The sequence below is a fragment of the Mucilaginibacter sp. CAU 1740 genome, assembly GCF_039839285.1.
GTDB lineage: Bacteria > Bacteroidota > Bacteroidia > Sphingobacteriales > Sphingobacteriaceae > Mucilaginibacter.
Genome location: NZ_JBDOQS010000006.1, coordinates 139452 through 165885, shown reverse-complemented (window position 1 = coordinate 165885; position 26434 = coordinate 139452). Strand labels below are relative to the sequence as shown.

The window sequence follows — 26434 nt, the reverse complement described above, 5'->3', positions numbered from 1 at the left end:
GTTTATCAAAACATAATATACCACTACGTCATTGCGAGGTACGAAGCAATCCCAAACTTTACAGGGCGGACCTGCTAATCGGGGATTGCTTCGTACCTCGCAATGACGTGGTGGTTATAAATTCCCCTAAAAACAGAAGGCGAAGCGTATGAATAAATCTCCAATGCTTCGCCTTTTATATTTTAGTAAATGCCTTTGGCTTAACTTTTTGTGAATGTATAAACAACGTAACCTGTGCTATTGCCTACAGTAACCGGCGATTTCAAGGTCATGGTTGATCCATCATTAGCAGCAATATCCAAACGGTAACCTTCGGCTACGTTTTTGGCTTTATCGCCTTCATATATTTTTTTGAATTGGAACTGGGTACCGGTAGTACCGCCGTTATAAACCGACCAGAAGATGGTTTGTGACGTTCCGTTGGTTAGAGTATAAATTCCGTTGCCGCTGTTGGTTAATTTCCAGGTGCTGCCAACAAAAGCTTCGGGTGGGGCCTGGTCAAATACGCTTTGTACTGCATTTTGTACAAGACCATCATAACTTACATTATTACAAGTCCAGGTACCAACAAATTTTCCGCGGGATACATTGGACGTAGTGGTGTTCTTGGTGGTGGAACAGGCCGAAAAAACGAAGATCAGAGATAAGATTGCGATTGAGGTTTGAACTAACTTTTTCATGACAGTGTATATTTTATGCATAAATAGCATAAATCCTGCCAAAGGTGCAAATTATAAGTTCACAGCCTGCTGATGGATCTTTTTCTCCAATTCTTTTAACTGTTGGTTTATTGATTCTGTGATCTGATCGGCTTCCCTTACCTTTCTCAGGCTGGCAACAAACCGGGGGTTGGTGTCCCTGTCCGATAAGATTTTGCCGATACGCTTAATGATATTCATAGAGTATTCCTTATAGCTCTATTTTACGGGACATATCCAGCTAAGGTTGCATAATTTTTGTGTTTTTTGCATAAATTTTGATTTAACGTTTTATCAAAATCTTTGGCCGCGCCGTTCGTCAATAAAAAAACGTCCTATTGCCGAATAATTAAATCTGCACAACTACTAATTATTGTTACTCCACCGTATAAAATATTAGTAACTGGCTTGTCCTATATCCAGTCGGGTTATTTGGCCGGCGGGGTTTATAACAAATTTAAAGTAGGTTTTAAAATCGCCCCATTTATCGCTGTGAAACCTGCCGTAAACATGCAGGCCATTTTGCGCTATCCTATCTATACTAACAAAATGCTCGTGACCTAACGCCTCTTCAGAAAAACCTTTAAAATCAATTTTATTACCATCGTCAAAAAGTTGGGCATCTACTGTAAAAAGCCAGAACCAGGCTGCCTTATCTCCCGCCTGAAACGCGTCGATAGCTTTTTTTACAGTTGTATTTTTTAGCGGGTCAGTATTCATAAGTCTATTTTTTATCTGGTTGTGCGAATTTGAAGTGATAGTTTGGGCTTGTACAGAACCTGCGATAAGCGATCCTAATACAAGAAGATAATTTGAAGCTTTCATATTTTGAATAAAAAAGGCAGGCGCTCCTTGGTACATCAAACATCCACAAAACACTATCGTTATGTACCTCCAAGCAACCTGCCATTAATTTTTTTCTGTTGATTATTGATTAGCGCCACCGTTAACCACCAGGTGCTGACCGTTTACGAATGATGACAGATCACTCGCGAAAAACTCTGCAACATTGGCCACATCCTCAACTTCGGCCAGTCGTCCCATTGGGCTGCTATCCAATAAACTTTTTCTTAATTCAGGGTAAGCTTCGGGATCTGCAAATATGCCCGAGTGATCAACCGCAAATGGAATGATAGAGTTAACAGTAACCCCACGGTGACCGATCTCTTGCGATAATACATTTACCAAGTAACGTGGCGTAGTTTTACTACCACCATATATGGCCATACCCGGAACAGGGAAAGCGGTAGTGCTCGATGCGATGTAAATGATACGACCGTTGTCTTCCACAGTTTTTGCGGCCTGCTGCATGGTAAAATAAGTGCCTTTGGTGTTGATAGAAAACAGGCGATCAAACTGTTCTTCAGTAAAATCAACCACCGGGGTTTCTACCATTTCAATACCTGCGTTAGCTACTACAATATCAATTTTACCAAAAGCATCTTTCGCTTCTTTAAACAGCCTTTCAATATCGGCTACTTTGCTTACATCTGCCTGTACGGCAATCACTTTTGCCCCCATGGCTTTAATGTTGCTTACCACTTCATCGGCCGAAGCTTTATCGCGCGAATAGTTGATAACTATACTTGCGCCAAGGGCTGCATAACGTTCTGCAATTGCTTTACCTAAACCACGGGCCGAGCCAGTGATCACTGCTACTTTATTATTTAATGAGTTCATTTTATTTATTTTTTTGGATTACACCGATAAAGGTTTGATTACACCGATTTTGATTTTATGATTGAGATTCTCTTAATTCTTACTTCTTGATTCCTGACTCTTAAAGTCTTGCCTCTGTATTTAAGCCATTGCGCCATTTGCGCCAATAATTTGTCCGCTTATCCATTTGGCGTCATCGCTGGCCAGGAAGGTTACTATTTTGGCGATATCCTCAGGCTCGCCCAGGCGGTTGAAGGCATTGAGTGAGTTCAAACGGTCTATCATTTCCTGTGATTTGCCTTTGGTAAACAGTTCGGTATTTACCGGGCCTGGCTGTACAGCGTTTACATTGATGCCGCGTGCGCCAACTTCCTTGGCAAATACACGGGTTAATTGCTCAACCGCGCCTTTGGTGGCTACGTAGCTTCCGTAAGTAGGGGTTATTACACGGGTTTGGGTAGTGGAGAAGTTGATCACAGATCCGTTATCGGCCAGTTTGATAGCGACTTCCCTTAGAGTGTTGAAAGTTCCTTTTACGTTGATATCAAACTGACGGGTAAAATCTTCGTCGGTTGTATCTTTTAATAGTTTGGTGATCATGATACCGGCATTGTTTACCAGTACATCTATTTTGCCGTAGTGAGCTATCGCGGTATCAAATAAAGCTGCTACTTCATCGGCTTTGCTTACATCGGCCTGGACGGCTATGGCGTCGCCGCCTTGTTGTTTAATACTGTTTACGGTTTCTTCGGCAGCTTCTTTGCCACCGGCGTAGTTTACAACTACTTTAGCGCCTTCGGCTGCTATTTTGTGTGCTATAGCTGCGCCTATACCTCTTGAAGCGCCTGTTACTAATACTACTTTTGATGCTAATGTGTTCATGGTTTCCTTTGTTATTTTGTTAATTTTTTATTGTTGTTGATTGACAATACAAAGGTGGATAGAGGTAGCCTCCTTAATGATACACATATCAAAGCATTACATACGAATATTTAAGATTGGGATTATTGCAGACTGGGGATGCAGAGAAATCTACGCCACGTCATTGCGAGGTACGAAGCAATCGCGAACTATACAGGGAGGATTTGCTTCCGTGCGATTGCTTCGTACCTCGCAATGACATGGTGTAGGCACAGTGTATTGTTATAATTACACCATCCCCGCATGTTCTTTCCTAAACAGCACCGGTGATACCCCCGCGTTCTTTTTAAAATAATTGCTGAAATGTGTAGCCTCGTTAAAGCCTAACTTAAAGGCGATCTCTTTGATAGAGGCCTGTGAGTTTTGCAGCAGCGCTTTGGCTTCGGCAATGGTTTTCTCGGCTATCCAGATGCTGATGGTTTTGCCGGTTTTAATCTTGATCACATTACTTAAGTAATTGGGGTGAAGATTTTGGGCATCGGCATAATCCTGTACGCGAAAAACTTGTTCGGCTGTGCCACTGTTTAGGTCGCGGTAATGTCTTTCGAGCAGGCGCTTGAAATTTTTCACAATTTCCGAGCTTCGGTTGCCTTCGTATATCGGGTTATAATCCTTCCAGATGTATTCTTTAAACTTAAGCAGCATCACCACAAACAGGTTGCCGATAATGCGATAACGGTATGGGCTTTCCGAATCGTATTCTTTTTGTATCTGGAGATAGAGGGTTTCAAACTCAGCAAAGATCTCTGGCACGAGCACACGGGCCGGAAAAGTCTCAGCCAATAGGAATGGGAACTCATCAAAAATATTGGCGTGTACGTTTTCTTTTAAAAAAGATTCGCTGAGTGTGAACAGGTAAACATCTTCTATCCTCCGCCAATTGAACGATCTGAAATGTCCCGGGTTGGTAAAATATATTGCGCCTGGCTGCAGGGTATAAGTTTGCTCATCAATAGTATAATCACCATCACCACCTTTAATAAAAGCGAAAACAAAAAAGTTAAGCCTGCTTAATGGTGATTTAAATGGTGAAGGCTGATTAACATCCTTCAGGTTAAAAACCGTAAAATCGGTATGCTTAATAAGGTGCAGGGGCAAGCCAAGATGCTTATACTGATCGTATAGGTTATTAAAGATCTGATTTTCGGGATCCCGGTGCGACATGGGTGGATGTTTATTTCAAAGCTATGTGGGATGAGGGATATTTGCAAGAGGATATAATCCCATGTCATTGCGAGGTACGAAGCAATCGCACGGAAGCATAGCCGCCCTGTATAGTATGCGATTGCTTCGTACCTCGCAATGACATAATGTATATTTTATTCCTTCCCCTTCAAAAAACTATACTTCGCCAGCTTCTCGTACAGATACCCATTCCGCTTCATCGCCTCCGAAAGCGTTTTATCCTCTACATTATCTAACTTCCCTACACCTATTCGTTGCGAACTGTAAATACCGGTATGCCCGCTAAACAGGTAAGCCGTAAAGCAAGCTATCGCGAATAACAAAGCCTGTTCGCCGCCAAATAATTCGATCCCCATAAAAGTGCAGGCCAGCGGTGTATTGGTTGCCCCGGCAAACACAGCTATAAAACCTAAAGCCGCAAACAGGCTTACCGGCGCGTTAAGCACTGCCGAAAGTGTGTTACCCAATGTAGCACCGATATAAAATAGCGGAGTTACCTCGCCTCCTTTAAAGCCGGTACCCAATGTAACGGTAGTATAAATGGTTTTCCAAAGCCAGCTCCAGGAATCAGCGCCGCCCGCATGAAAAGCCGAGGGGATCGTAACCGCGCCAACATGCTCGGCATCCACTCCTAAACTTAAGTAATCAGGCTTTCCATTAATGAATGTTAAGGCAATGATGATCAAGCCACCGATAACCGGGATAAGCCATGGTGTTTTAACATATTGCGTAAAAAAGCTTTTGATACCATGCACCATCCGTGCAAAAAGATAGCTGGCCAAGCCGAAAGCTATTGAAGCTACTATCACTTTAATAATAAGTAACAGATCTGTTGAGATATAGCCCGAAAACCAATGCGGGGTGGCTGGTATAATATCGATATGATAAACCGTATGATGAGCGCCCCAGGCAGCTACGGTTAAGTCGCCGGTTATGCCAGCAATTAAGCACGGTAACAGCGCGGTGTATTGTACCCTACCTATGGTTAACACCTCCATGGCAAATACAGCACCGGTTAAAGGTGTTCCGAATACCGCGCCGAAGCCGGCGGCAATACCGGCGGTGAGCAAAGTTTGGGTATCGGCGGGGCTAAGCTTAAACCACTTTCCCATCATTTGGGCAATACTTCCGCCCATTTGCACAGCCGTACCCTCGCGCCCGGCCGAGCCTCCAAATAAGTGGGTGATGATGGTAGTAAGCAATACCAGCGGCGCCATACGTTTCGGCACTCCACCACCGGGCATATGAATTTCATCAATAATAAGGTTATTCCCCTTCTCGGCCGAACGGCCGAAAAGTTTATAAATAAAATAAATAGCGATACCGGCCAGTGGCAACAGGTATAATAACCAGTTATGCGCGAAACGAAAATGAATAGCCCGGCTTAGCAACCATAAAAACAAGGCCACCGAGCTGCCGATAACAACAGAGACCGGTATAATAATTACGGTAAATTTTAAAGCGTTTTTTAAAATGGAGAAATGCTGCGACGAGAAAAGATTATTTTGCATGATGCTGATATTTATTGTCCCACAAAAAATTAGCACAGGTTATAAAACCCGCGGGTTAATTATCTGTAGGCGCCATCAGCTTTTTAGGGCGGTTAAATAGGAAGACACCATTTCCTTTTTTGATAATGCTAAGATAGAATGTTTTTGTTGAAAATAAAATAGCCTTACTTAGCACGGATGCATGAGTAAGGCTATTTTCCCTGATCTGGTAACAGATCGGCCTAAGTTGTTGTTTACTTAAGCTACGCTTAGTGTTTCCACATCGTTAAGTGCAAGCAGCATTAGTTTACCCTGGTATTCCACCCAGATGTCGGCGAACCCGTTCCCATCATAACCCATAAATTTTAATGGATGGGCGATGTGAAGGTCCTTCCACTTTTTGCCGATGTACTTAAGGAGTTGTCCGCTTTTTAGTGTGTGCTTTGCCATAAGTTTAACTTTTAGGAAGTGAAAGACTAAGTTAATTAACGTATCCGACAAAATTTAAATTTCGACGAAGAAAAACTATATTGTATCAGGTTTATTACAACTGTAGCTTAAACGGCTTTGGCCTTGCTTTGCTCAATTACCTCGAGGTAAAAGTTTTCATATTTAGGCAAGATGGTAGATAATTCGAACTCTTTGGCGCGTGCCAGGGCGTTCTCTTTAAAGGTAGATAATCTTTCCTCATCTTCCAAAATATAAATCGCTTTTTCGGCCATCCCGTCAACATCTCCGGGTTCTTTTAAAAAGCCTGTTAAACCGTCAACATTCAGTTCGGGCAAACCACCTGCGTTACTGCTTATTACAGGTACTTTACAGGCCATAGCCTCTAATGCTGCCAAACCAAAACTCTCTGATTGCGAAGGCATCAGGAATAAATCGGATACCGAAAGGATCTCTTCAATGGCATCCTGTTTACCTAAAAAGCGTACATTATCTGTAACCTCCAAGTCGCGGCAAAGCTGCTCGCACATGGAACGCTCCGGACCATCGCCAACCATCAGTAATTTCGACGGGATCTTTTTAACCACTTTCGCGAAGATCTTGATCACATCTTCAGTACGCTTTACTTTACGGAAGTTGGATGTGTGAACCAATATTTTTTCGCCTGCCGGAGCAATCGCTTTTTTAAAGTGATCTTTCGGCTTCAGGCTGAAACGGGTAAGGTCGATAAAGTTCGGGATCACCAGGATATCTTTCTCTATCTCAAAAAACTTATAGGTGTCTTCCTTAAGATTTTGCGATACGGCAGTTACGCCGTCGCTTTGGTTTATGGAGAAAGTTACTACCGGTTTAAAAGTGCGGTCTTTACCAACCAAGGTAATATCTGTACCGTGCAGGGTGGTTACAACCGGGATATAAATACCATAGGTCATCAATATTTGCTTAGCCATAAACGCGGCCGAGGCATGCGGGATAGCGTAATGAACGTGCAATACATCCAGTTGTTCGTGGCGCACCACATCTACCAATCGGCTGGCCAGGGCAAGCTCATAAGGAGGGAAATCGAACAGTGGATAGTTGGATACCGAAACCTCGTGGTAAAACAGATTTTCGGAAAAGAGATCTAAGCGCGCGGGCTGGTTATAGGTAACAAAATGAACCTGGTGACCGTTGCCTGCAAGGGCTTTACCAAGCTCGGTAGCTACAACCCCGCTTCCGCCAAAGGTTGGATAACAAACAATTCCGATTTTCATTAATATGTTTTAATTGGTGCAAGTTTAACAGCAATTTACATCAAATGTGTTAAGCTTGTGTAAAATGATAAGGCGATGATAATATCATCATAATGCCCCGAAACCTAAATTTGTTTAACATGTTTAAACCTACATCAGCAGCGTTAACAACCAATTGATTATCAATATGCAAAACAGTATAAATTTAACTATTAACGGCATACAACACATAGGTGTGCCGGTAACTAATATCGAAGCATCACAACAATTTTACAGCCGGCTGGGCTTTACTAATGTAATGGAGGCCCCATTTACAGATAATGGCGGCACCGGAACGTGTGTAATGATGCAGCGCGGCAACATGATCATGGAGCTTTACCAACTCCCCGAAGCAGGTCTGGCCGAGATTCGCTCGCGCCGAAACGGGCATATTGACCATGTAGCTTTTGATGTGGATGATATAGATATTACCTATGCTGTTATTAAAGAAGCGGGCTTTAATATTATTGAACCTGAACCTGTGTTTTTACAATTTTGGAAAAATGGCTGTAAGTATTTCAACATTACCGGGCCGGATGGCGAGCGATTGGAGTTTAACCAGTTGTTGTGATTTGAGAATCTTGTTTTTGTCATGCTGAGTAAATAAAAGCCGAGGCCTCTGAAGGGTTATATGACATCAGGCGGGTCGGCCTGTCACCCTGAGCTTGTCGAAGGGTCGCGCGCAGAGGCCCGCCCACCATGCTTCGACAAGCTCAGCACGACACCCATTTTTAAACATGTCATGGGTAGGTATGAAGCATCTTCTTCGCCACGCAAATCCGCTGTGCATGGCGAAGAAGATGTTTCGCTATCGCTCAACATGACAAATTATTTTATTTAAAACGCCCTGAACAAGGGCCGACTTATCAACGGAGAAAACGACCACGGTATCGAACTTAAAATCACCAACAAAGCAATGGTTAACCAAATAGCCATCGCTTTAAACTTCTCCTGATCGGTAGTTTTACGTTTAGCTTTGGCCGATGCTATGGTGATGAGCGTGATACCGATCAGCATCATGGTGATATGCTCCATGCCAAAAAACCTGATTTGCCTGTTGTGTACTGCCTCCTTAAAATTGTGCAGAAAATAATTAACCATCGGACTTATAAAATACAACCATACACCAACCGTTAGCTGGATATGGGCGATGGTAGAGGTAATAACCCGTACCTGGTTATCAAATTTTGAAAAGGCTTTCTTGCCAAGCCAGCCCGCATAAGCACGGTAGAGGGCGAATAATAAACTGATCAAAACAAACCAGCGGATAAGCGAGTGCAGTGCTAAAATAAAGGCGTACATATGTTAATGTATGACGACCGGCAAAGGAAAAGATTTTAAGAAGATCAAAATAATTTTGATCTTCTTACTCCAAGTCCGGCACAACACATCCTGAAAAATTATAACGGATTAGTGATCCACCAGGTATTGCCAAACGGATCTTTAACACCTGCACTGCGGCCATATGATTGATCGGCTGGCGGCATGATACTTTCTGCGCCATTATCTAAAGCTTTTTGATAGGTATCGTCGCAGCTTTCTACATACACAAACATGCCCGCGTTTTGCTGGGTGTATGTGTCGGTACAATCGGCAAACATGATGGTGCTGCCGTTAATATTTATTTCGGCGTGCATAACGGTTTGCTCATCGCGCATGGTTTTAAATTGTTCAGTCGCGCCGAAAACGGTTTGGGTGAATTGGATAAATGCGGCTGCGTTTTTTACAATGAGGTAAGGCATTACTGCCTGGTAGTTTTCAGGGATGTTTATTGTTGCCATAATTGATTTGTGTTTATTCAAATTTAGCCATGGACGCCATCCCAAAATTGTAAAAATCAGACACTATACATTCCGGTATTCCGTCCCCTCAGCTTTGCCCGAAAAATAAAAACCGGGATGATAACCTGTAAATGCTTTAACATCATGTATAAAATGCGATTGATCATAATAACCGCATTCCAATGCTATCTGGGTTAAACTTTTGTTGCTGTTATATTGTTTCAAAGCGGCTTGCAACCGTACCAAACGCATATAGGTTTTAGGATTGAAGCCTGCATACTCCTTAAATTTACGGTCAAATTGCCGTACAGATAAGTTATAAGTATCGGCCAGTTCAACAACCGATTGGTATCGATCGCCATGGATCACATCGCGCACCGCTATAGCCATGCGCTCATCTTTTAATCCATCTTTATGTAACCGGGCTATCAGGAACGATGATAATATTTCAGCACGTTTAAAATTATCTGCAGCCAGCATAATTTGTTCCTCCAATTCAACACCTGAGCGGTTTAAAAACGTATCGAAATCAAATGCCTGGTTACTGGTTTGGTTGCTGCGGATATTGAAAAAATAAGGCACTGCAGAAGGGTAGATATAAGCGCCAAAAATGCCAAAGCTTTCGGTTGTTATAAACCTGCGGTATTGCGTGGTTTGAAATTGAATGCCCGATAAACTCGGGCTTTGCTCATCCTTTCCATTTAATTCATTAAACGATGAACGATAATGAAATACTAATTCCGTACAGGCATCGGCAACAGAGCGATAAATATACGATGGCGTTCCCTCCCCCAGCTCATGCTCCAATACCCAGTAAAATCTTACATAAGGCTTCAGTTCGGGCGGTGGCGGTATGGTGAAATAGTGCATCGTTTTGGGTTTCGGATTTGCGATGTTCGAATTATATAAATTTAGGAGATTTAGTTCGATATTAGATGAGGATATTTATTTAATAAAAGCAAACATGGCACTCATTGCAGTTGGTAAATCAGTATGCTTTTTATGTAATGAGGTGATTACCGAAGATACCGATTACGGAGGATTCCCGCATTTTGTTCCTAATAAAAATGATGAACTATTTGCGTTTTCTGATAGCCCTGTTCATATTGATTGTGTGAACGCAGCTCCCAACGGAGCAAAAGCAAACAGGTATGCCGACGAATTTATAAAATTCACAAGGCCCGAAAATCGTAAATGTTTAGTAACTGGCGAACTTATAACCAAATATGAAGACCATATCGTTATCGGATATCTTACTTCCGATGAAGCATCGCCATTACATCGGTTTAATTTCAGACATATCCATCGAAATAACCTTGCACGATGGGCCGATCAAGTTCTTTTATTATCCCTGCTTTTAGCCCTTAAAGAATCAGAAGACTGGAAACATCACTATGGTCAACTTCATCTATCTAACTTGATAAATAGTATTACGATATGATCTTTGCTGTAAGAAGCTAATTTAAACATCTAAAAGTCGTCATTGCGAGGGACGAAGCAATCCCCAATAAGTAGAGAGGCCATGCAAATCCGACCTGTATAGTCGGGGATTGCTTCGTACCTCGCAATGACGTGGGGAAATTACTCGTTTTAAACAGCTGCTAAAAGAAAATCAGGCAGCCTATCAGAGATGGAAAATCCGAAAGCTACAACCCCTTCCCTATCGCCTCATAAACCACATCCTGGATCCTCGGCCTGATATTCAAACTACCGAGTTTGCTGCCTACAGATGGGTTTACCCTATTTGATAAAAACACATAAACAAGGTTATATTTTGGATCAACCCAAATACAAGTACCTGTAAAACCAGTGTGACCATAAGTTTGATCGGATGCCAATTTTGACGGGTAGTGCCTTTCGGCAATCGGGTCCCAACGATCAAAACCTAAGCCCCTACGGCTTACCGGCGATTGTTTGGAGGTGAACAGATCAACCACCTCGGGTTTGATATATTGAAAGCCGCCATAGCTACCCCTGTTAAGCATCATTTGGTACAATATGGCTATATCGTTAGCACTCGCAAATAAACCGGCATGGCCGGCTACGCCACCAAGCAAGGCTGCTGTAGGATCATGTACGTAACCATCCAGTAACGAACCACGATATTCCTTGTCGTTTTCGGTAGGAGGGATTTGATCGGGACTGAAGCGGTAAAGCGGTAAAAACCCGGCGGTTTGCATCCCCAACGGAGTGTAAAAATGCTCCTGTACGTATTTGTTTAATGGCACCGAAGTGATATTTTCAACTACCTCCTGCATAAACAACATGCTTACGTCGCTATACACATACTGTCCGCGGGTTTTGAGCGGCGAGTTGAGCATCTCTGGCAACATCACGTCTTTATAATAATCTTTACGCAGATAGTAATGATCGGATACTTTGGTTGGATAGGCAGCTGATGAATCGGTACTATGATCGGCAGGTTTTACCTTCTCGAATGATTGAATATCGGGGATCAAGCCAGCCTGGTGCATCAGCACTTCTTTTATCTGGATACTGTTTTTATTGCTTTTAACCGCCAGCGGGATATAATCTCCTAAAGTTTTCTCCAGGCTTAGCTTACCCTGGTCGGTAAGCTGCATAGCCTCCATGGTAGTGGCCGATACCTTGGTCATGGATGCCACATCAAAAATATCGGTGAGCTTATCGGGAATCACATTATCATAAGTATGATAACCGTAAGCTTTGTTAAATATCACCTTGCCATCTTTGGCTACCAATACCACGCAGCCGGGGGTTGCACGTTCCCTGATTGCTTCCTGCGCTATTTTATCAATACCTTGTAAATTGGCGGCGTTAATGCCGGCTTCTTCGGGCACGGTATATTGCAGGCGTGTTTTGTCGGTAACAAAACCCATCCCAGCTTTGTAAGCATTGCTGTAGGTTTTGGTTAGCTTTTGCGTTACCGCAATTCCCCCAAAAATAGCTTCGGCACTGTACATGGCCGATACCTGCGATACTCGTTCTGTCCAAATTATGGGAGCAGCAACTGCATCCAATTTAGCCAATATAGCCCCATTGCCAAACGCGGCAACTATTACATTTTTGTTTTTTTGATTGCTGCTGATAAAATCAAGCACATCGGCATTGTTCAGGTCGGCATCGTTTACCTGTACAATGATGGTGTTATAAAACTTAAGATCGGAGGTAAGGTTAGCCAGCGTTTTATTGCCTGTGTAGCTGTTACCATCAACTAACTGAACCTTGTTATATTTTGTAAGCAGGCTATCAAAAACCGTGGCGTACTGGTTGCTGAAATGCACACTGGCAATTTTCAACTCTTCCAGTTTTTGCAGCGGAATTAAATACGACGCGTTGTTAAACAGCACGGTCGAATTACCAACCAACCTTTCTTCGGCGATAAAGGCCTGGCCTGTTAGCAGCGGTGGGTTTTGCGCGCAGGCTGTGTTAAATAACGCGAAGCCCGATAATACTAAACAAACCTGGTACCACTTATTTTTTATCATATACTTTAACTCCGTTTATATAGGTTTTGGTTACTTTAATTGTTGGCAGTTCGCTCCCTTTGGCTTTCATGATATCTTTATCCAAAATCACAAAATCGGCGTATTTGCCCGGCTCGATGCTGCCTTTTTCCTTCTCTTCGAAATTGGCTTTGGCAGCCCAAATGGTCATACCTTTTAAAGCTTCTATGCGGCTTAAAGCATTCTCTTTTTGGAAGCCTGCCTCAGGGAAACCTTTCAGGTCCTTACGTTCAACCGCTGCATAAAACGTGTAAAGCGGGTTAATGTTTTCTACCGGGAAGTCGGTACCCAGCGGGATCCAGCCGTTTTGATCAAGCAATTGTTTATAAGCATAAGCCGTTTTCAGGCGTTCTTTTCCTAATCTTTTGCCTGCCCAGTACATATCTGATGTAGCGTGAGTAGGTTGTACCGATGGAATAATGCTGTATTTGCCAAACAGGGCAATATCTTCCGGAGATACAATTTGCGAATGCTCTATCCGCCAGCGCAGATCATTTTTACCTTTCAGGTTGGCGGCATAAATTTTAAGCATGGTGCGCACCGCCGAATCGCCAATGGCATGGGTACACATCTGGAAACCATGAGCGGCTATTTTAGGTGCTATCTCTTCAAAATGTTTCGGATCGCTCAGCAAAAATCCATTCCATTTGGCCGAATCGGCATAAGGTTTAAGCAAACATGCCCCTCTCGAACCTAAAGCCCCATCCGCATAAACCTTAAACGAGCGCACGTTCAAGCCCGGCGTTTTGATAGCTCCCTTTTTAAACAGGTATTCGTAGTTTTCAGGCCTATCGGCAAGCATTACGTACATACGCATTTTCAGATCGCCTTTGTGCTGTAACTCGTTAATGGCGTTTACCATGGTGTAAGGCAAACCGCAATCGTCAACCGTGGTAAGCCCCACAGCAAAGCAGTTTTTTTGTGCCGATAGTAAAGCGGTATCAACCATGGCCGGAGTTGGCTGTGGTATTTTACGGGTAACAATACCAACTGCATTGTCAACTAATATGCCTGTAAGTTTGCCATTGCGGGTTTCAATAGTTCCGCCAACAATTGTTTGGCCGGGTTTTACACCTGCGATATTCAGGGCTGCCTGATTAGCGATCGCAGCGTGGCCATCAACCCTGCTTAACAGCACCGGGCGCATCGGGAATAAGGAATCAAGTTTGGCTTTATCCGGGAATTGCTTGGTTGTCCAGTCGTTTTGATCCCAGCCATTGCCTATTAACCAACCATCAGTATTTTTATCTGCAAAGGTTTTTACCGAATCGATTATTTCCGGCCAGCTATGGGTGCTAACAAGATTCACCTGCTGCAAGCCCATTCCATATTCATAAAAATGCGCGTGCCCGTCTATAAAACCCGGATATACCGCCGCTCCCTGAACATCAAGCACCTCGCGGGCGTTATATTTTTGTTCAAGGCTATCGGCACTGCCCACTGCAAGTATCTTCCCTCCGCTTACCACAAATGCGTTAGCTGTTGTAAAATTGCTATCAACGGTATAAACAACCGCGTTTTTTACCAGCATATCCGCATTATATTCTTTCTGTTTGCAGGCCGCTGCCAATAATAGCAGCGCGGGCAATAGTTTCTTCATAAATAGCAATTGTATATTTTTTGTAATTGTATTAAGCTGCAAATGTATATACAACTATCTAATCATAAAGTTATGCCATCAAATATTTAATTTAGCATCGAAATAGAAATTGAAGGGAAATTATTTTAGATGTCAGATATTATACAGCTTTTACCGGATGCCGTTGCCAACCAGATTGCCGCGGGCGAAGTAGTTCAGCGACCGGCTTCTGCAGTAAAAGAGCTGGTTGAAAACGCTATCGACGCCGGAGCGGACAAGATCCAGCTGATTGTTAAGGATGCCGGTAAAGCGCTGATACAGGTTATTGATAACGGCTGCGGCATGAGCCTTACCGATGCCCGCATGTGCTTTGAGCGCCATGCAACCTCAAAGATCCGCAAGGCCGACGATCTGTTTGCCATCCGTACCATGGGTTTCAGGGGCGAGGCTATGGCGTCTATCGCTGCTATCGCGCACGTAGAATTAAAAACCCGCCGCCACGAAGATGAACTGGGTACCTGCATCATTATTGAAGGATCGGAAGTGGTGAGCCAGGATCCTTGCTCGGCACCTACCGGTACATCTATCTCGGTAAAAAACCTGTTTTATAATGTGCCTGCCCGCCGTAACTTTTTAAAAAGTAACCCGGTAGAGATGCGCCACATTATTGATGAATTTCAGCGTGTGGCCCTGGCGCATCCGCAGATCTTTTTCACGTTGCACCATGACAACCAGGAGGTTTACCACCTGCCTGCCGCCGCGCTTAAACAGCGCATTGTACACTTGTTTGGCACTAACTATAACCAGCGTTTAGTGCCTGTTGAAGAAGATACAACCATCATCAACCTGCGCGGCTTTGTTGGCAAGCCCGAGTTTGCCCGTAAAACCCGCGGCGAACAATTCTTTTTTGTAAATAACCGCTTCATCCGCGATTCGTACCTTAACCATGCGGTAACTACCGCGTTTGAGGAATTGTTGCCTGATGATTGCTTTCCGTTTTATGTTCTGTTTATCGATATTGATCCATCAAAAATTGATATCAACGTACACCCCACCAAAACCGAGATCAAGTACCAGGACGAGAAAGCTATTTATGCCATCATCCGCTCGGCGGTAAAACGCTCATTGGGTAAGTATAACATTACTCCTACTTTAGATTTTGACCAGGAAAACAGCATTGAACACCTCATTACGCCAAAACCGTTAGAGGAGATCATTGCCCCTACCATATCTTTCAACCCTAACTTTAACCCTTTTGCCACAACCGAAAGTAAGCCAAAGCAAGAGCACCCTTTTTTAAAGGATACCGGCGGTGGAGGTTATCGCAGGGAATCTATTCCGCAAAACTGGGACACCCTGTACGAGATCAGCAAAAAGGAAACGCTTTTTCAGCATGAAATTCATGAAGAGAAAACCATTTCGGTTGAAGAGCAGGAAGTGAGCAAACCAAGCGAGGCGCAACTGTTCCAGATCCATAACCGGTTTATCCTCTCGCAGATAAAATCGGGTTTTATGCTGATCAATCAGCAGGCGGCTCATGAGCGAATTTTGTACGAGCGTTTTTTGCAGCAATTGCAAAACCACTCGGGCGTGAGCCAACAAAGTTTATTCCCACAGTCGGTAACACTAAACGGCAGCGATTTTGAGTTATTAAGGGAACTTTTGCCTGATATCCGCTCGTTGGGTTTTGATATCCGCGAATTTGGCAAAAATACAGTGTTAGTTGAAGGAATCCCTGCCGAACTGAATAACGTAGGTGAACTTGAACTGCTTGAACATTTATTGGAAGGTTTTAAAAACAATATGGCCATCCTTAAATTAGATAAGCGTGATAACCTTGCCCGCTCGCTGGCCCGTAACGGAGCCATTAAAACGGGTACTAAGTTATCGCTTGAAGAAATGAACCAGCTCATCGACCAGCTTTTTGCCTGCGAATCGCCCAACCAGGCCTTGAACGGCAAACCGGTGATCAGTACATTTACATTGAACGAATTAATGGAACGCTTTGAAAAATAACCTTCGAGGTTAAATTATATATGAACGGATACAATCAATCGCCTTTTGCCAATATTCCGCCGGTTGTTAAAAACCTGCTGATCATTAATATTATTTGCTTTATCCCTGTATTAATGTTTGATAAGGGCCCGGCCGGTCCTAATCCAATATCAGATAATTTTGGTTTGTTTTACTTTAACTCACCAAATTTCAAGGTATGGCAAATTATAACTTACATGTTTGTTCATGGCGGTTTTGCACATATTTTTTTCAACATGTTCGCCCTTTTTTCTTTCGGGCCGATAGTTGAATATTCAATGGGATCGAAAAAGTTTTTCAACTTTTATTTTATATGCGGCATTGGCGCTATCCTTTTTCAGATGCTGATACAAGCTTATGAAGTTCATGCTATAACAGGAGCTTTTACAATTGATCACCCCAAGCTTGATGAATCCTACCTTGCTTTCGGCCAGGAGCAGGGCTCAAAACTATATGGCATCTATCATTCATCAATCGTAGGTGCTTCCGGCGCTATTTTTGGCTTGCTGATAGCTTTCGGTATGCTTTTTCCAAATATGGAATTGATGATCATGTTTATCCCCGTTCCTATTAAAGCAAAATATATCATTCCGGTTTATGTAGTGGTCGAATTATTCCTGGGCTTCCAGCAATTTGCAGGCGATTCAGTCGCGCATTTCGCGCACATTGGCGGGGCTATATTAGGATTTATTATGGTTAAAATTTGGCGCTTGCAAAGGCCAAACAATTTTTATTAATTACAGTAGTTATCATTGTAATATAACTTAATTATGAGCACCCTTTGGCAAAATATCCAGCATAAAATGTTACGCTCAGGTAATAACATCAGATTGCTTATCAGCATTAATGTTATTGTTTTTTTGGCCATTAACATTTCGGCAGTGGTTGAACAGGTTTTAACGCATTTTGGCGATAGCGGCATCCTGCGCTTTGCTAATAGTTACCTGAATATGCCTGCTCATTTGCCAACTCTGCTCAAGCACTTCTGGACTCCCCTAACCTACATGTTTATGCATGCCGGTATCCTTCATATTTTGTTTAATATGCTTTGGCTTTACTGGATGGGGCAGATATTTGAAGAATACCTTGGCAATAAACGCACTATAGGCTTGTATTTAATGGGAGGATTTGCGGGTGCCTTGTTATATGTACTTGCTTTTAATTTTCTGCCGGGCTTTACCAGTATGAACGCCGCGCAAGGCAGTACCATTGTTGGCGCTTCGGCAAGTGTAATGGCTATTGTAGTAGCAACGGCTACCCTACTGCCCGATTATACCATATCATTAATATTAATTGGCCCGGTTAAGTTAAAATGGCTGGTTTTCTTTATCCTGGTTTTAGACTTTTTAGGCATAGCCGGAGGGAACGCCGGTGGCGAAATTGCTCACCTCGGCGGCGCGTTAATGGGCTTTATCTACATTAAGCAATTACAAAAAGGCCATGATTGGATAGGTGGCATTGCCAAACTGTTTAAAGCCAAACCCAAACTAAAAGTAGTTTCAAACAACTTTGGAAAAAACTCGTCCGACTATCCCCGTCAAGACGAAATTGACCGTATCTTAGATAAAATTTCGCAATCGGGCTACAACAGCCTTAACAAACAGGAGCGGGAAACCTTATCGCAAGCAAGTAAAAAGGACTAAATGATCAAAAAAAGGCAAAGTATTTTTAGCAGGGTATTGTTATGGATAAACCTGTTTTTTTGTTTTGCCATATTGATCAGTTACCTGGCCCCTTATATCGATCCTCGCAAAGCCTGGCTCATCGCTTTTTTCGGGCTCGCTTATCCGCCTATATTATTGGTCAATATCATCATGATGATATACTGGATGCTACGCAAACGCTGGCAGTTCCTATTTTCGCTGGTCAGTATTTTGGTGGGATGGCCTGTATTGACTAACAACATCGGGTTCAGGTTTAGCTCAAACTTCACAAAAGCGCCAGGATTGGATGTGATCAGGGCCATGACCTATAACGTTCATAACTTTAAGCACTTCGGTTTTACTAATGATGTATCTACCAAACATGAGATCCTCGAACTGATCAATGCCGAACAACCGGATGTTATTGGCTTTGAAGAGTTTTTTACCCGCAACAAAGGCGAGTATGAAATGCGCGATTCGATTTGCAAAATATTAGGTACAAACCATTTTTATTTCGAGCCTTTTAATTTTAATTACCTCGAGGCTATTGGCATGGCTATTTTTTCAAAGTATCCCATAGTTAATCACGGGATGATCCGCTTATCTGAGGAAAGGGGTTCAGGTAACCAGTGCCTGTATATTGATGTTAAAAAAGGCAGCAAAATGTTCAGGTATTACGCCATCCACCTGCAATCTATCAATTTTAACCCCGAAGACTATAAATACCTCGATAGCGTATCAAAAAAGGGCAAAACCGATATGAAAGCTACCAAAAGGTTGGGCGGCAAACTAAAATCGGCATTTATGAAGCGTAGCGAGCAGGTAGATAAAATAAAAGCCCACGCTGCCGAATGCCCCTACCCTTACATCATAGCCGGCGATTTTAATGATACCCCATCATCCTATGCGGTTAACCAGATGGCCAAAGGTTTAAACAACGCCTTCCGCGAGCAGGGGTCGGGCATGGGGCGTACCTATAATGGCGATTTCCCCAACTACCAGATCGACTTTATTATGGCCAGCAAACAGTTTGAAGTGGCCAGTTATAAGGTGATCGAAAAAAAGCTATCAGATCATTATCCTCTCCGCAGCGATCTCATCCTGAATTGAATTACCTTGCGTTTGTAAAAATACTCCGCCCGGATACGGGTTATTAGCTTAAATTTGAAAAAATCGTAAGTTTGCGCCATGCAACAAAATTTGTTTGTTTACAATACTTTATCCCGTAAAAAAGAATTATTTGAACCGCTTAACGCGCCGCATGTTGGCATGTATGTTTGCGGTCCTACTGTTTATAGTGATGTTCATTTAGGCAATTGCCGTACTTATATATCTTTCGATTTAATGTTCCGTTACCTTACAGCCATTGGCTATAAGGTGCGTTATGTGCGCAACGTAACCGATGCCGGTCACCTTGAGGGCGATGCCGGCGATGAGGGCGAGGACAAAATTGCTAAAAAAGCCAAGCTGGCCCAGCTTGAGCCAATGGAGATAGTTCAAAAATATACTGTTGGTTTTAGGGATGTAATGAAGGTTTTAAACAACCTGCCGCCAAGCATCGAGCCTACTGCTACCGGCCATATTATTGAACAAATTGAAATGGTGAAAGTGATCCTTGAAAAAGGGTACGCTTACGAGGTTGATGGTACCATTTACTTCGACGTTGAAAAATATAACAAAAGCCAGGATTACGGCGTATTGAGCGGCCGCAACCTTGAAGACCTGATGAATAATACCCGTGCATTGGGCGGCCAGCAGGAAAAACGTGGCAAGCTCGATTTTGCCCTTTGGATAAAAGCCAAACCCGAACACCTGATGAAATGGCCTTCGCCATGGGGAATTGGTTTCCCGGGCTGGCATTTGGAATGCTCGGCCATGAGCCAGAAATATTTGGGTAGCCATTTTGATATTCACGGCGGCGGACTTGACCTTGTACCCACTCACCATACCAACGAAATAGCTCAAAACGTAGCTTGCTGCGGTACTAACCCAGCTACTTACTGGGTGCATACCAATATGCTTACGGTTAACGGGCAAAAAATGTCGAAATCGTTAGGGAACAGCTTTTTACCGCACGAACTTTTCAGCGGCGAAAACTCTATCCTGAACAAAGGCTATAGCCCCATGACAGTGCGTTTCTTTATGCTGCAGGCCCACTATCGCAGTACGCTTGATTTTGGAAACGAAGCTATGGAAGCATCCGAAAAAGGTTTTAAACGCCTCATGAATGCTTTCGCCCTGCTAACTGATGGATTAAAAGCATCTGCCACTACCGAAGTTGAGATAGCTCCACTACTGGAACGTTGCTACGCTGCGATGAACGATGATTTTAACAGCCCGGTATTAATTGCCGAATTGTTTGAAGCTTCGCGCATCATTAATTCGGTGTATGATGGCAAAATGAAAATTGATGCCGCCAACCTGGAGCAATTAACTACGCTGATGAACACCTTTGTAGTTGATGTATTAGGCTTACAAAATGAGCAAGCCGCCAATGATGATTTGCCTAAAGTGCTAAACTTTGTTGTTGATCTGCGCAGCGGAGCAAAAGCCAATAAAGATTATGCTACATCGGATAAGATCCGCGATGGGTTATCACAGATAGGTTTTCAGCTTAAAGATAGCAAGGAAGGTACTACTTGGAGTAAGGCTTGATTTAGCGATTTTATACAAATATGTCATTGCGAGGTACGAAGCAATCGCGAACTATACAGGGTGGACCTGCTTGCGTGCGATTGCTTCGTACCTCGCAATGACGTTTTTAGTATTATCTGTTTATATCCTATCCTTTACAGCGAATTATAATAAGCAAACAACTTAGCCAATGCTACATCGCTTTTAAAATCAACTTTGTTTGATTTTAAATATTCCTGCACTTTATCAGCCTTATCATTCATCGCCGCCAATATCGTTTTTTGCGAAGGCCTAACCTTAGTTATCTGGTTATTGGCAAACAGGTAATAACTATTGCTGCCGGCGAGACTTTTGTTAGTTTTCTGCGAAGTGAAATCCTGGGTTTCAACTATTTTCTTTTTGTAATATCTCAATAACTTTACCTTTCCATCTCCTACTACCTGGTAAAATGTTTTAGCACTTTGATCATCAACAGCCGGAAAACCGCTGCTAAAAGTTACATCCGTTTGATCTGTTCCTTCTAATTTCGCGTCCTTGGCCGAAAAACTTTTAACCGGATCAACAAATGCCTGCACGGTCGAGTCGGTTGGAGTTTTAAACAGCAGCTCGTCGCCCAAAATGTTATAATTTATTACGGCGTTGGCTGTTTTTCCATTCTCAAAATTAACTGTTGCAGTAAGCCAGTTTTCGGTAAGCAAAGGGCTCCCATCAACTCCATCCGCGGTTTTGAGGTAGTAAGGCCTGCCCGTGTAATCTTTAAGATATTGTGCTTTAACCTGGGTAGAAACAAACAGGAATAATATCAGGCAGAATAACAGGTTGTACTTTTTCATGAATAAGATTTAATATTGGTTTAAACAAAATTGAATGTGACTGGTTATGAAGTTAGCATTTTTTTTAATTACTTCAGTTTTAAATGATCAAAGTACCCGCCCGCAATTATTTCAACATATTTTCGTTTCATCAAATAAAAATAACGCCATTGTTAAATTATGTTACATGCGCTTGCGCATTTTGACTATTGCGTTTCCTACTTAAAATTTATTACTAAATTGCTCCCTTAAACCCCGCTGCATACACATGAAAAAAATAATATTAGCTGCTACATTTATTAGTTATAGCGTTTTTGCTTTTGCCCAGGACGTTGTTAATGTAAACAAAGTAGTTAGTGTTGAACAGGCTTTTAATAAGTTAGTTGAACGTAAAGGTATTAAAGATGGCTTCCTGGCGGTTGCCGATCCCGATGGTATTGTATTTAAACCAGACGCTGTTAAAATTGTAGATTTTTATAGCAAAATAGATAAGCAAGCCGGTAAGCTTACATCCGAGCCTAAGTTTGCAAGAATCTCGGCAAATGGTGATTTAGGCTTTACTGCCGGTCCTTATGTATATCAAAACGGTAAAACCGATGATGATAAAGTTTTTGGCGATTATGTATCTATCTGGCGCACCAATACCGAAGGCAAGCTAAAATTGATAATGAACCTTGGCATTCAACACCCTGAAGCCGAAGAAGAGGCTGTTACCGATTTTAAAGAACCTGATGCTACTCAACGCTCAGGCCCGGCAAAAGATCCGTTTGGCGCTAAAAATGTGATCATAGGCACCGATAAAACCTTTAATCATGGTTTAACATTATCGGCCATGGCCAGCTACAAAGAGTTTTTAAGCCCTGAAGGCCGTTTCTATTTCCCTGGCTTCCCACCGATGACAGGTACCGATGTGGTAATGAAATTTATCAATAATGAAGCGATAAGCATCACCGCCGAAACTACCGATGGCGGCCGCTCATCAAGCAACGATCTGGCATATACTTATGGCCACGCCCGTATTACCAAAGGCAATGTAGTAGGCAACTACAACTACGTACGCGTTTGGGAAATTGACAAATCAAAAAGGTGGAATATTCTATTGGAGATTTTCTCGCCGATAGAGAATGAGTAGTTTGTCTGAATCAGAATTTACAGAATTTTAAAATTGACAGAATAAAAAAGGCCTTGCATGTAGCAAGGCCTTTTTGGTTAGTATCAACAGTATTTTTATTCTGCTAATCCTAAAATTCTGTAAATTCTGATTCAGACTAAAATAGTTTCTCAATAATATCAGCAGCCGATAACCCTTCCGCTTCCGCGTGATAGCTTCGTACTATACGATGGCTCAGGATAGGCTTGGCAACCGCCTGCACGTCTTCAATATCCGGCGAGTATTTACCATTCAATACTGCATGGCACTTAGCACCCAACACCAAAAACTGCGATGCCCTTGGGCCTGCACCCCAGCTTAACAAACGGTTAATTTGCGGAGTGGCAAACTCGCTGTTTGGGCGGGTTTTTGATACCAGCTTTACCGCGTATTCCATCACATTATCAGTTACCGGGATATTGCGTACCAGTTGCTGAAAATAAATGATCTGCTGGGCATTCAATAGCTTATTAACCTCAACCTTGTTGCTGCTGGTAGTATTTTTTACCACCTGTAGCTCCTCTTTAAATGATGGATAGCTTAAGGCTACGTTAAACATAAACCTGTCCAGCTGTGCCTCAGGCAGTGGGTAAGTGCCCTCCTGCTCAATTGGGTTTTGGGTTGCCAGTACAAAAAATGGTTGCGCCAGTTTATGGGTAATGCCTGCCGCGGTAACCGCTTTTTCCTGCATAGCCTCTAACAAAGCAGCCTGCGTTTTGGGCGGGGTACGGTTTATCTCGTCGGCCAGGATGATGTTTGAAAACACCGGACCGGGGATGAATTTAAAATTACGGTCTTCGCCCAGTATTTCGGAGCCGATAATGTCTGATGGCATCAGGTCGGGCGTAAACTGGATGCGTTTAAAATCAAGATCGAGTACCTGTGCTACGGTTTGTACCAACAGCGTTTTGGCCAAACCCGGCACACCAACCAATAAACAATGCCCGTTACTAAAAATAGAGATCAGCACAAATTTGATCACTTCATCCTGGCCTACTATCACTTTGCCAATTTCGGCACGTATTTGTTGGTAAGCCTGCTTTAAAGCGTCGGCAGCTTCTACTTCAGTACGGTGTTGCATAAATTATTTAGAAGGTGATGATTTGACTTTGGTTTCAGGGATCACCATTTCGGGATTGGTGTTCACCCATTTTTTCAACACATCATAAGCCTGGTACTCTTTATCAATTTTAATAAAGGTTTCTTTACGGCGTTTATCAAACCATGCGCTTACGGTTTTATTAACCTTATCGTTATAGGCGTACTCTTTTAGTTTCGGGAAATCCTGCTCAAGGTTTGCTTTGTGAGCATTAGTTGCCGATTTAAGCAACAATATCTTGTAGCTTTTTTTACCATCCGCAGCGGTAAAGATATCTGGTTTTGAAATGCTGCCCACTTTAAGGGTATCGGTAATCAAAGCCACTTTAGGGTCCAGTTTATCGGTAGGGATAAAAGTTGAACGGCTTTGCACATCCTCGGCGTTCAGCATCATACCACCGTTATATTTGGTGTCTTTATCATCCGAGTAGTAAGCAGCAGCACTCGAAAAATCGATAGCGATGTTTTTATCTTTTAACAAAAGCGTATAAATACTATCAGCTTTGGTTTTAGCCCTATCCAAACTGGCCTGGGTAATAACCGGACTTATAAGTATGTGACGCACGTGTACCTGCTCGCCCCTGCGTTCAATTACCTGTAAAAAGTGGAAACCGAAATCAGTTTCAAACACAGGTGAGATTTCGCCTGCTTTTAATTTAAAGGCGTTGGCAGTAAATTCTTTTACGAAAGTTGAACGATCGGCAAAACCAAGGTCACCGCCTTCAGGCGCCGAACCCGGATCCTGCGAGTAAAGCCTCGCCAAGGTGCCAAAGTCCTCACCTTTTTTAACGCGCTGACGTAGTTCTTCGGATTTTGCTTTGTACAGGTCTTTTTCTTCTTTGGTTAATTTAGGTTGAAATACGATCTCGCCAACCTCAACCTCTTTATTAAATGAAGGGATACTATCTTTAGGGATACCATCGTAAAACTTCTTAACATCCTGCGGGGTAACGTTCAATTTCTCGGTGATGTGCTGTTGCATTTTTTGCGCAACCATCTGCTCTTTCAGATCGGGGCGGATCTCGTCTTTATACTGGATCACCGAGCGACCTAAAAATGCTTCCAGTTTATCCTGGCCACCTGCACGCTGGGTCATCTCGCGCATACGGCGATCTACGTTGGCGTCAACATCTTCCTCTTTAACCTCGATACTATCAATAGCCGCCTGTTGTGCAAGCAGTTTTTGAGTTAACAGGGTTTGCAGGATCCGGGCCTTAACCGAAGGGTCGGGCTGGTTTCCTTGTACCAAAAAGTTAGCGTATGATAATTCAATATCCGAAAGCAAGATAGGGCTGTTACCTACAATGGCGGCAATCTTATCAAGCGTTTTGCCCGGTACGCGGTTGGCAAGCGAATCTGTTTGAACTAACTTTTTTGCCGCTGTATCTGATGCAACCTGTGCCTTTGCAAATGTTATGGTTAAAATAAAACTAAGTACTAATACTCCTAACTTTCTCATGTAACGCTGTATGCTAAAATAAAACGGGCACACTTAACCCGTTAAAAACTACGAATTTCGGTAAAATTTATTAATTATAGCCGAACAAATATTTTATACAAAATGCCCGTAGCTATAATTGTGCTAATATGCCTATAAACCCTGAAACAGTTTGACTACTTTTGGTTAAAATTTGTTAAAGTGAGAGTTGAGAACCCGGCCGCGTTGCGTTTTATTTTAGAGGATGAACTTTACCTGCTTAATGCGGATAAAGCATCGTATGAACAAGTTGTTCAATCTATACCTGTAGAAGCCCCAACTTCCGCTCCTCAAAATACACCTGTGACACCGGCAATGCCAGTTTCTGTGGTTTCTGAGCCGGAAGCGGAGATAAAAAAAGCCGCGCCCGTTATCAGCATCCCAACTCCATCAATTACAATACCTTCCATTGCCGCAGAGCCAAAACCTGAGGTTAAAACGCTGGATGCAGGCTTTAAGTATATGGGCAAAAACTTACAGCATTTTTTGGTATTCACCTATTATACCGATGCCGAATTTATAAAATCCGAACATTGGGCTGCCCTCGAAAACATATTGAAACGCAAGGGATATAGTCCGGATGATGTGGCTGTTTTAAACACCGCAAATTACAGCACCACCAAATTCAGCGAGTCGAAACTGTTTTTTAAACCGACTAAGGTATTGATATTAGGTATGGATGCCCTCCCTCCCGATCTGAAAGTATTAAAACCCAATAAGCCGATCACATCCAACGGCATCACCGCACTTTATACCTATTCGTTTGGGGATATGATGGATAATGTGGAGTACAAGAAAACATTTTGGGAGCAGGTAAAAACATTATAAAAGCAATGGACAACCGCCTTGAATACAACCGGGAAATAATTAAGTTATTGTCTGAATATGTTGAAAAGTATCCAACCCAACGCTTCGGGCAGCTTTTATTTAATTTGAATATCAATCAATTTTCAGATAAGGATAATCCCGAAAATCAAAAATTTAGATTAAGGGATATTTACAATGATGAAAGTGAAGTTATTCTGCAAAGGATAAAAGAACGATCAGCGCGCTTTAAGGATTAATTAAAA

General features: G+C 42.7%; 27 protein-coding genes and 1 riboswitch. Of the genes, 10 read left to right on the top strand and 17 right to left on the bottom strand.

Annotated elements, in window-relative coordinates:
• Nucleotides 1-200: 200 nt before the first annotated feature.
• The 9 genes from AAFN85_RS14910 to bshA form a co-directional block, all read right to left on the bottom strand.
• Nucleotides 201-680 (bottom strand): hypothetical protein, encoded by a 480-nt coding sequence (locus AAFN85_RS14910; RefSeq protein ID WP_347528278.1) that lies wholly within the window; start codon nt 678-680, stop codon nt 201-203.
• Between the two features lie 51 nt (nt 681-731).
• A complete protein-coding gene (locus AAFN85_RS14905; RefSeq protein WP_347528276.1) occupies nt 732-899 on the bottom strand; it encodes a hypothetical protein in 168 nt (55 codons plus the stop codon).
• 195 nt (nt 900-1094) lie between these two features.
• The gene (locus AAFN85_RS14900) at nt 1095-1523 is read right to left on the bottom strand and encodes a hypothetical protein (RefSeq protein WP_347528274.1); all 429 of its coding nucleotides are present in this window, start codon (nt 1521-1523) and stop codon (nt 1095-1097) included.
• Nucleotides 1524-1625: 102 nt separating this feature from the next.
• Nucleotides 1626-2378, bottom strand: a complete 753-nt coding sequence (locus AAFN85_RS14895) for an SDR family oxidoreductase (RefSeq protein WP_347528272.1) — start codon at nt 2376-2378, stop codon at nt 1626-1628.
• A 120-nt stretch (nt 2379-2498) separates the two neighbouring features.
• Nucleotides 2499-3239, bottom strand: coding sequence for an SDR family oxidoreductase (locus AAFN85_RS14890; RefSeq protein WP_347528271.1), 741 nt, complete (start codon nt 3237-3239; stop codon nt 2499-2501).
• A 267-nt stretch (nt 3240-3506) separates the two neighbouring features.
• Nucleotides 3507-4442, bottom strand: coding sequence for an AraC family transcriptional regulator (locus AAFN85_RS14885; RefSeq protein ID WP_347528269.1), 936 nt, complete (start codon nt 4440-4442; stop codon nt 3507-3509).
• A 155-nt stretch (nt 4443-4597) separates the two neighbouring features.
• Nucleotides 4598-5974: a voltage-gated chloride channel family protein gene (locus AAFN85_RS14880; RefSeq protein WP_347528268.1), complete on the bottom strand. Its 1377-nt coding sequence runs from the start codon at nt 5972-5974 to the stop codon at nt 4598-4600.
• A 59-nt stretch (nt 5975-6033) separates the two neighbouring features.
• Nucleotides 6034-6098: riboswitch (Fluoride riboswitch) on the bottom strand.
• Between the two features lie 113 nt (nt 6099-6211).
• Entirely contained in the window at nt 6212-6403 is a 192-nt protein-coding gene (locus tag AAFN85_RS14875) for a hypothetical protein (protein ID WP_347528267.1), read from the bottom strand.
• A gap of 107 nt (nt 6404-6510) precedes the next feature.
• The gene (gene bshA, locus AAFN85_RS14870) at nt 6511-7653 is read right to left on the bottom strand and encodes an N-acetyl-alpha-D-glucosaminyl L-malate synthase BshA (protein ID WP_347528266.1); all 1143 of its coding nucleotides are present in this window, start codon (nt 7651-7653) and stop codon (nt 6511-6513) included.
• A gap of 166 nt (nt 7654-7819) precedes the next feature.
• Between bshA and AAFN85_RS14865 the strand changes: the two genes are divergently transcribed.
• Nucleotides 7820-8242, top strand: a complete 423-nt coding sequence (locus AAFN85_RS14865) for a VOC family protein (RefSeq protein ID WP_347528264.1) — start codon at nt 7820-7822, stop codon at nt 8240-8242.
• A gap of 266 nt (nt 8243-8508) precedes the next feature.
• Here AAFN85_RS14865 and AAFN85_RS14860 read toward each other — a convergent pair whose 3' ends face one another.
• The 3 genes from AAFN85_RS14860 to AAFN85_RS14850 form a co-directional block, all read right to left on the bottom strand.
• The gene (locus tag AAFN85_RS14860; protein ID WP_347528263.1) at nt 8509-8973 is read right to left on the bottom strand and encodes a hypothetical protein; all 465 of its coding nucleotides are present in this window, start codon (nt 8971-8973) and stop codon (nt 8509-8511) included.
• Between the two features lie 98 nt (nt 8974-9071).
• The gene (locus AAFN85_RS14855; RefSeq protein ID WP_347528261.1) at nt 9072-9452 is read right to left on the bottom strand and encodes a VOC family protein; all 381 of its coding nucleotides are present in this window, start codon (nt 9450-9452) and stop codon (nt 9072-9074) included.
• A gap of 63 nt (nt 9453-9515) precedes the next feature.
• Nucleotides 9516-10322, bottom strand: a complete 807-nt coding sequence (locus AAFN85_RS14850) for a helix-turn-helix domain-containing protein (RefSeq protein ID WP_347528259.1) — start codon at nt 10320-10322, stop codon at nt 9516-9518.
• 94 nt (nt 10323-10416) lie between these two features.
• Here AAFN85_RS14850 and AAFN85_RS14845 point away from each other — a divergent pair, with 94 nt between their 5' ends.
• Nucleotides 10417-10893: a hypothetical protein gene (locus AAFN85_RS14845; RefSeq protein WP_347528258.1), complete on the top strand. Its 477-nt coding sequence runs from the start codon at nt 10417-10419 to the stop codon at nt 10891-10893.
• Between the two features lie 205 nt (nt 10894-11098).
• Here AAFN85_RS14845 and AAFN85_RS14840 read toward each other — a convergent pair whose 3' ends face one another.
• Both AAFN85_RS14840 and AAFN85_RS14835 read right to left on the bottom strand, forming a co-directional pair.
• Nucleotides 11099-12919, bottom strand: a complete 1821-nt coding sequence (locus tag AAFN85_RS14840; protein ID WP_347528257.1) for a serine hydrolase — start codon at nt 12917-12919, stop codon at nt 11099-11101.
• Nucleotides 12906-14537: an amidohydrolase gene (locus AAFN85_RS14835; RefSeq protein ID WP_347528256.1), complete on the bottom strand. Its 1632-nt coding sequence runs from the start codon at nt 14535-14537 to the stop codon at nt 12906-12908. The genes AAFN85_RS14840 and AAFN85_RS14835 overlap by 14 nt, the downstream gene beginning before the upstream one ends.
• A 129-nt stretch (nt 14538-14666) precedes the next feature.
• Between AAFN85_RS14835 and mutL the strand changes: the two genes are divergently transcribed.
• The 5 genes from mutL to cysS all read left to right on the top strand — a co-directional run bounded on the left by mutL (nt 14667) and on the right by cysS (nt 20848).
• Nucleotides 14667-16532, top strand: a complete 1866-nt coding sequence (gene mutL, locus AAFN85_RS14830) for a DNA mismatch repair endonuclease MutL (RefSeq protein WP_347528254.1) — start codon at nt 14667-14669, stop codon at nt 16530-16532.
• 20 nt (nt 16533-16552) lie between these two features.
• Nucleotides 16553-17287 (top strand): rhomboid family intramembrane serine protease, encoded by a 735-nt coding sequence (locus AAFN85_RS14825; RefSeq protein WP_347528253.1) that lies wholly within the window; start codon nt 16553-16555, stop codon nt 17285-17287.
• A gap of 33 nt (nt 17288-17320) precedes the next feature.
• Nucleotides 17321-18193, top strand: a complete 873-nt coding sequence (locus AAFN85_RS14820) for a rhomboid family intramembrane serine protease (RefSeq protein WP_347528251.1) — start codon at nt 17321-17323, stop codon at nt 18191-18193.
• A complete protein-coding gene (locus tag AAFN85_RS14815; RefSeq protein WP_347528250.1) occupies nt 18194-19303 on the top strand; it encodes an endonuclease/exonuclease/phosphatase family protein in 1110 nt (369 codons plus the stop codon).
• Nucleotides 19304-19381: 78 nt separating this feature from the next.
• Nucleotides 19382-20848 carry a cysteine--tRNA ligase gene (gene cysS, locus AAFN85_RS14810; RefSeq protein WP_347528249.1) on the top strand — a complete coding sequence of 489 codons (1467 nt, stop codon included), beginning with the start codon at nt 19382-19384 and terminating at the stop codon, nt 20846-20848.
• 134 nt (nt 20849-20982) lie between these two features.
• On the opposite strand, the gene AAFN85_RS14805 is transcribed toward cysS, so the two are convergent.
• A complete protein-coding gene (locus AAFN85_RS14805; protein WP_347528247.1) occupies nt 20983-21660 on the bottom strand; it encodes a hypothetical protein in 678 nt (225 codons plus the stop codon).
• A 247-nt stretch (nt 21661-21907) separates the two neighbouring features.
• Here AAFN85_RS14805 and AAFN85_RS14800 point away from each other — a divergent pair, with 247 nt between their 5' ends.
• The gene (locus AAFN85_RS14800) at nt 21908-22771 is read left to right on the top strand and encodes a hypothetical protein (RefSeq protein WP_347528245.1); all 864 of its coding nucleotides are present in this window, start codon (nt 21908-21910) and stop codon (nt 22769-22771) included.
• Between the two features lie 136 nt (nt 22772-22907).
• Here AAFN85_RS14800 and AAFN85_RS14795 read toward each other — a convergent pair whose 3' ends face one another.
• Both AAFN85_RS14795 and AAFN85_RS14790 read right to left on the bottom strand, forming a co-directional pair.
• The gene (locus tag AAFN85_RS14795) at nt 22908-23870 is read right to left on the bottom strand and encodes a MoxR family ATPase (RefSeq protein ID WP_347528244.1); all 963 of its coding nucleotides are present in this window, start codon (nt 23868-23870) and stop codon (nt 22908-22910) included.
• A 3-nt stretch (nt 23871-23873) separates the two neighbouring features.
• The gene (locus AAFN85_RS14790; RefSeq protein WP_347528242.1) at nt 23874-25346 is read right to left on the bottom strand and encodes a peptidylprolyl isomerase; all 1473 of its coding nucleotides are present in this window, start codon (nt 25344-25346) and stop codon (nt 23874-23876) included.
• Between the two features lie 180 nt (nt 25347-25526).
• On the opposite strand from AAFN85_RS14790, the gene AAFN85_RS14785 reads away from it, so the two are divergent.
• A complete protein-coding gene (locus AAFN85_RS14785) occupies nt 25527-26192 on the top strand; it encodes a hypothetical protein (RefSeq protein ID WP_347528240.1) in 666 nt (221 codons plus the stop codon).
• Nucleotides 26168-26428 (top strand): hypothetical protein, encoded by a 261-nt coding sequence (locus AAFN85_RS14780; RefSeq protein WP_347528239.1) that lies wholly within the window; start codon nt 26168-26170, stop codon nt 26426-26428. The genes AAFN85_RS14785 and AAFN85_RS14780 overlap by 25 nt, the downstream gene beginning before the upstream one ends.
• Nucleotides 26429-26434: the final 6 nt, after the last annotated feature.

What these genes read in the sequence shown, in the direction of transcription:
- AAFN85_RS14910 (WP_347528278.1), bottom strand. Translation starts at nt 680, where the DNA reads ATGAAAAAGTTAGTTCAAACCTCAATCGCAATCTTATCTCTGATCTTC.
- AAFN85_RS14905 (WP_347528276.1), bottom strand. Translation starts at nt 899, where the DNA reads ATGAATATCATTAAGCGTATCGGCAAAATCTTATCGGACAGGGACACC.
- AAFN85_RS14900 (WP_347528274.1), bottom strand. Translation starts at nt 1,523, where the DNA reads ATGAAAGCTTCAAATTATCTTCTTGTATTAGGATCGCTTATCGCAGGT.
- AAFN85_RS14895 (WP_347528272.1), bottom strand. Translation starts at nt 2,378, where the DNA reads ATGAACTCATTAAATAATAAAGTAGCAGTGATCACTGGCTCGGCCCGT.
- AAFN85_RS14890 (WP_347528271.1), bottom strand. Translation starts at nt 3,239, where the DNA reads ATGAACACATTAGCATCAAAAGTAGTATTAGTAACAGGCGCTTCAAGA.
- AAFN85_RS14885 (WP_347528269.1), bottom strand. Translation starts at nt 4,442, where the DNA reads ATGTCGCACCGGGATCCCGAAAATCAGATCTTTAATAACCTATACGAT.
- AAFN85_RS14880 (WP_347528268.1), bottom strand. Translation starts at nt 5,974, where the DNA reads ATGCAAAATAATCTTTTCTCGTCGCAGCATTTCTCCATTTTAAAAAAC.
- AAFN85_RS14875 (WP_347528267.1), bottom strand. Translation starts at nt 6,403, where the DNA reads ATGGCAAAGCACACACTAAAAAGCGGACAACTCCTTAAGTACATCGGC.
- bshA (WP_347528266.1), bottom strand. Translation starts at nt 7,653, where the DNA reads ATGAAAATCGGAATTGTTTGTTATCCAACCTTTGGCGGAAGCGGGGTT.
- AAFN85_RS14865 (WP_347528264.1), top strand. Translation starts at nt 7,820, where the DNA reads ATGCAAAACAGTATAAATTTAACTATTAACGGCATACAACACATAGGT.
- AAFN85_RS14860 (WP_347528263.1), bottom strand. Translation starts at nt 8,973, where the DNA reads ATGTACGCCTTTATTTTAGCACTGCACTCGCTTATCCGCTGGTTTGTT.
- AAFN85_RS14855 (WP_347528261.1), bottom strand. Translation starts at nt 9,452, where the DNA reads ATGGCAACAATAAACATCCCTGAAAACTACCAGGCAGTAATGCCTTAC.
- AAFN85_RS14850 (WP_347528259.1), bottom strand. Translation starts at nt 10,322, where the DNA reads ATGCACTATTTCACCATACCGCCACCGCCCGAACTGAAGCCTTATGTA.
- AAFN85_RS14845 (WP_347528258.1), top strand. Translation starts at nt 10,417, where the DNA reads ATGGCACTCATTGCAGTTGGTAAATCAGTATGCTTTTTATGTAATGAG.
- AAFN85_RS14840 (WP_347528257.1), bottom strand. Translation starts at nt 12,919, where the DNA reads ATGATAAAAAATAAGTGGTACCAGGTTTGTTTAGTATTATCGGGCTTC.
- AAFN85_RS14835 (WP_347528256.1), bottom strand. Translation starts at nt 14,537, where the DNA reads ATGAAGAAACTATTGCCCGCGCTGCTATTATTGGCAGCGGCCTGCAAA.
- mutL (WP_347528254.1), top strand. Translation starts at nt 14,667, where the DNA reads ATGTCAGATATTATACAGCTTTTACCGGATGCCGTTGCCAACCAGATT.
- AAFN85_RS14825 (WP_347528253.1), top strand. Translation starts at nt 16,553, where the DNA reads ATGAACGGATACAATCAATCGCCTTTTGCCAATATTCCGCCGGTTGTT.
- AAFN85_RS14820 (WP_347528251.1), top strand. Translation starts at nt 17,321, where the DNA reads ATGAGCACCCTTTGGCAAAATATCCAGCATAAAATGTTACGCTCAGGT.
- AAFN85_RS14815 (WP_347528250.1), top strand. Translation starts at nt 18,194, where the DNA reads ATGATCAAAAAAAGGCAAAGTATTTTTAGCAGGGTATTGTTATGGATA.
- cysS (WP_347528249.1), top strand. Translation starts at nt 19,382, where the DNA reads ATGCAACAAAATTTGTTTGTTTACAATACTTTATCCCGTAAAAAAGAA.
- AAFN85_RS14805 (WP_347528247.1), bottom strand. Translation starts at nt 21,660, where the DNA reads ATGAAAAAGTACAACCTGTTATTCTGCCTGATATTATTCCTGTTTGTT.
- AAFN85_RS14800 (WP_347528245.1), top strand. Translation starts at nt 21,908, where the DNA reads ATGAAAAAAATAATATTAGCTGCTACATTTATTAGTTATAGCGTTTTT.
- AAFN85_RS14795 (WP_347528244.1), bottom strand. Translation starts at nt 23,870, where the DNA reads ATGCAACACCGTACTGAAGTAGAAGCTGCCGACGCTTTAAAGCAGGCT.
- AAFN85_RS14790 (WP_347528242.1), bottom strand. Translation starts at nt 25,346, where the DNA reads ATGAGAAAGTTAGGAGTATTAGTACTTAGTTTTATTTTAACCATAACA.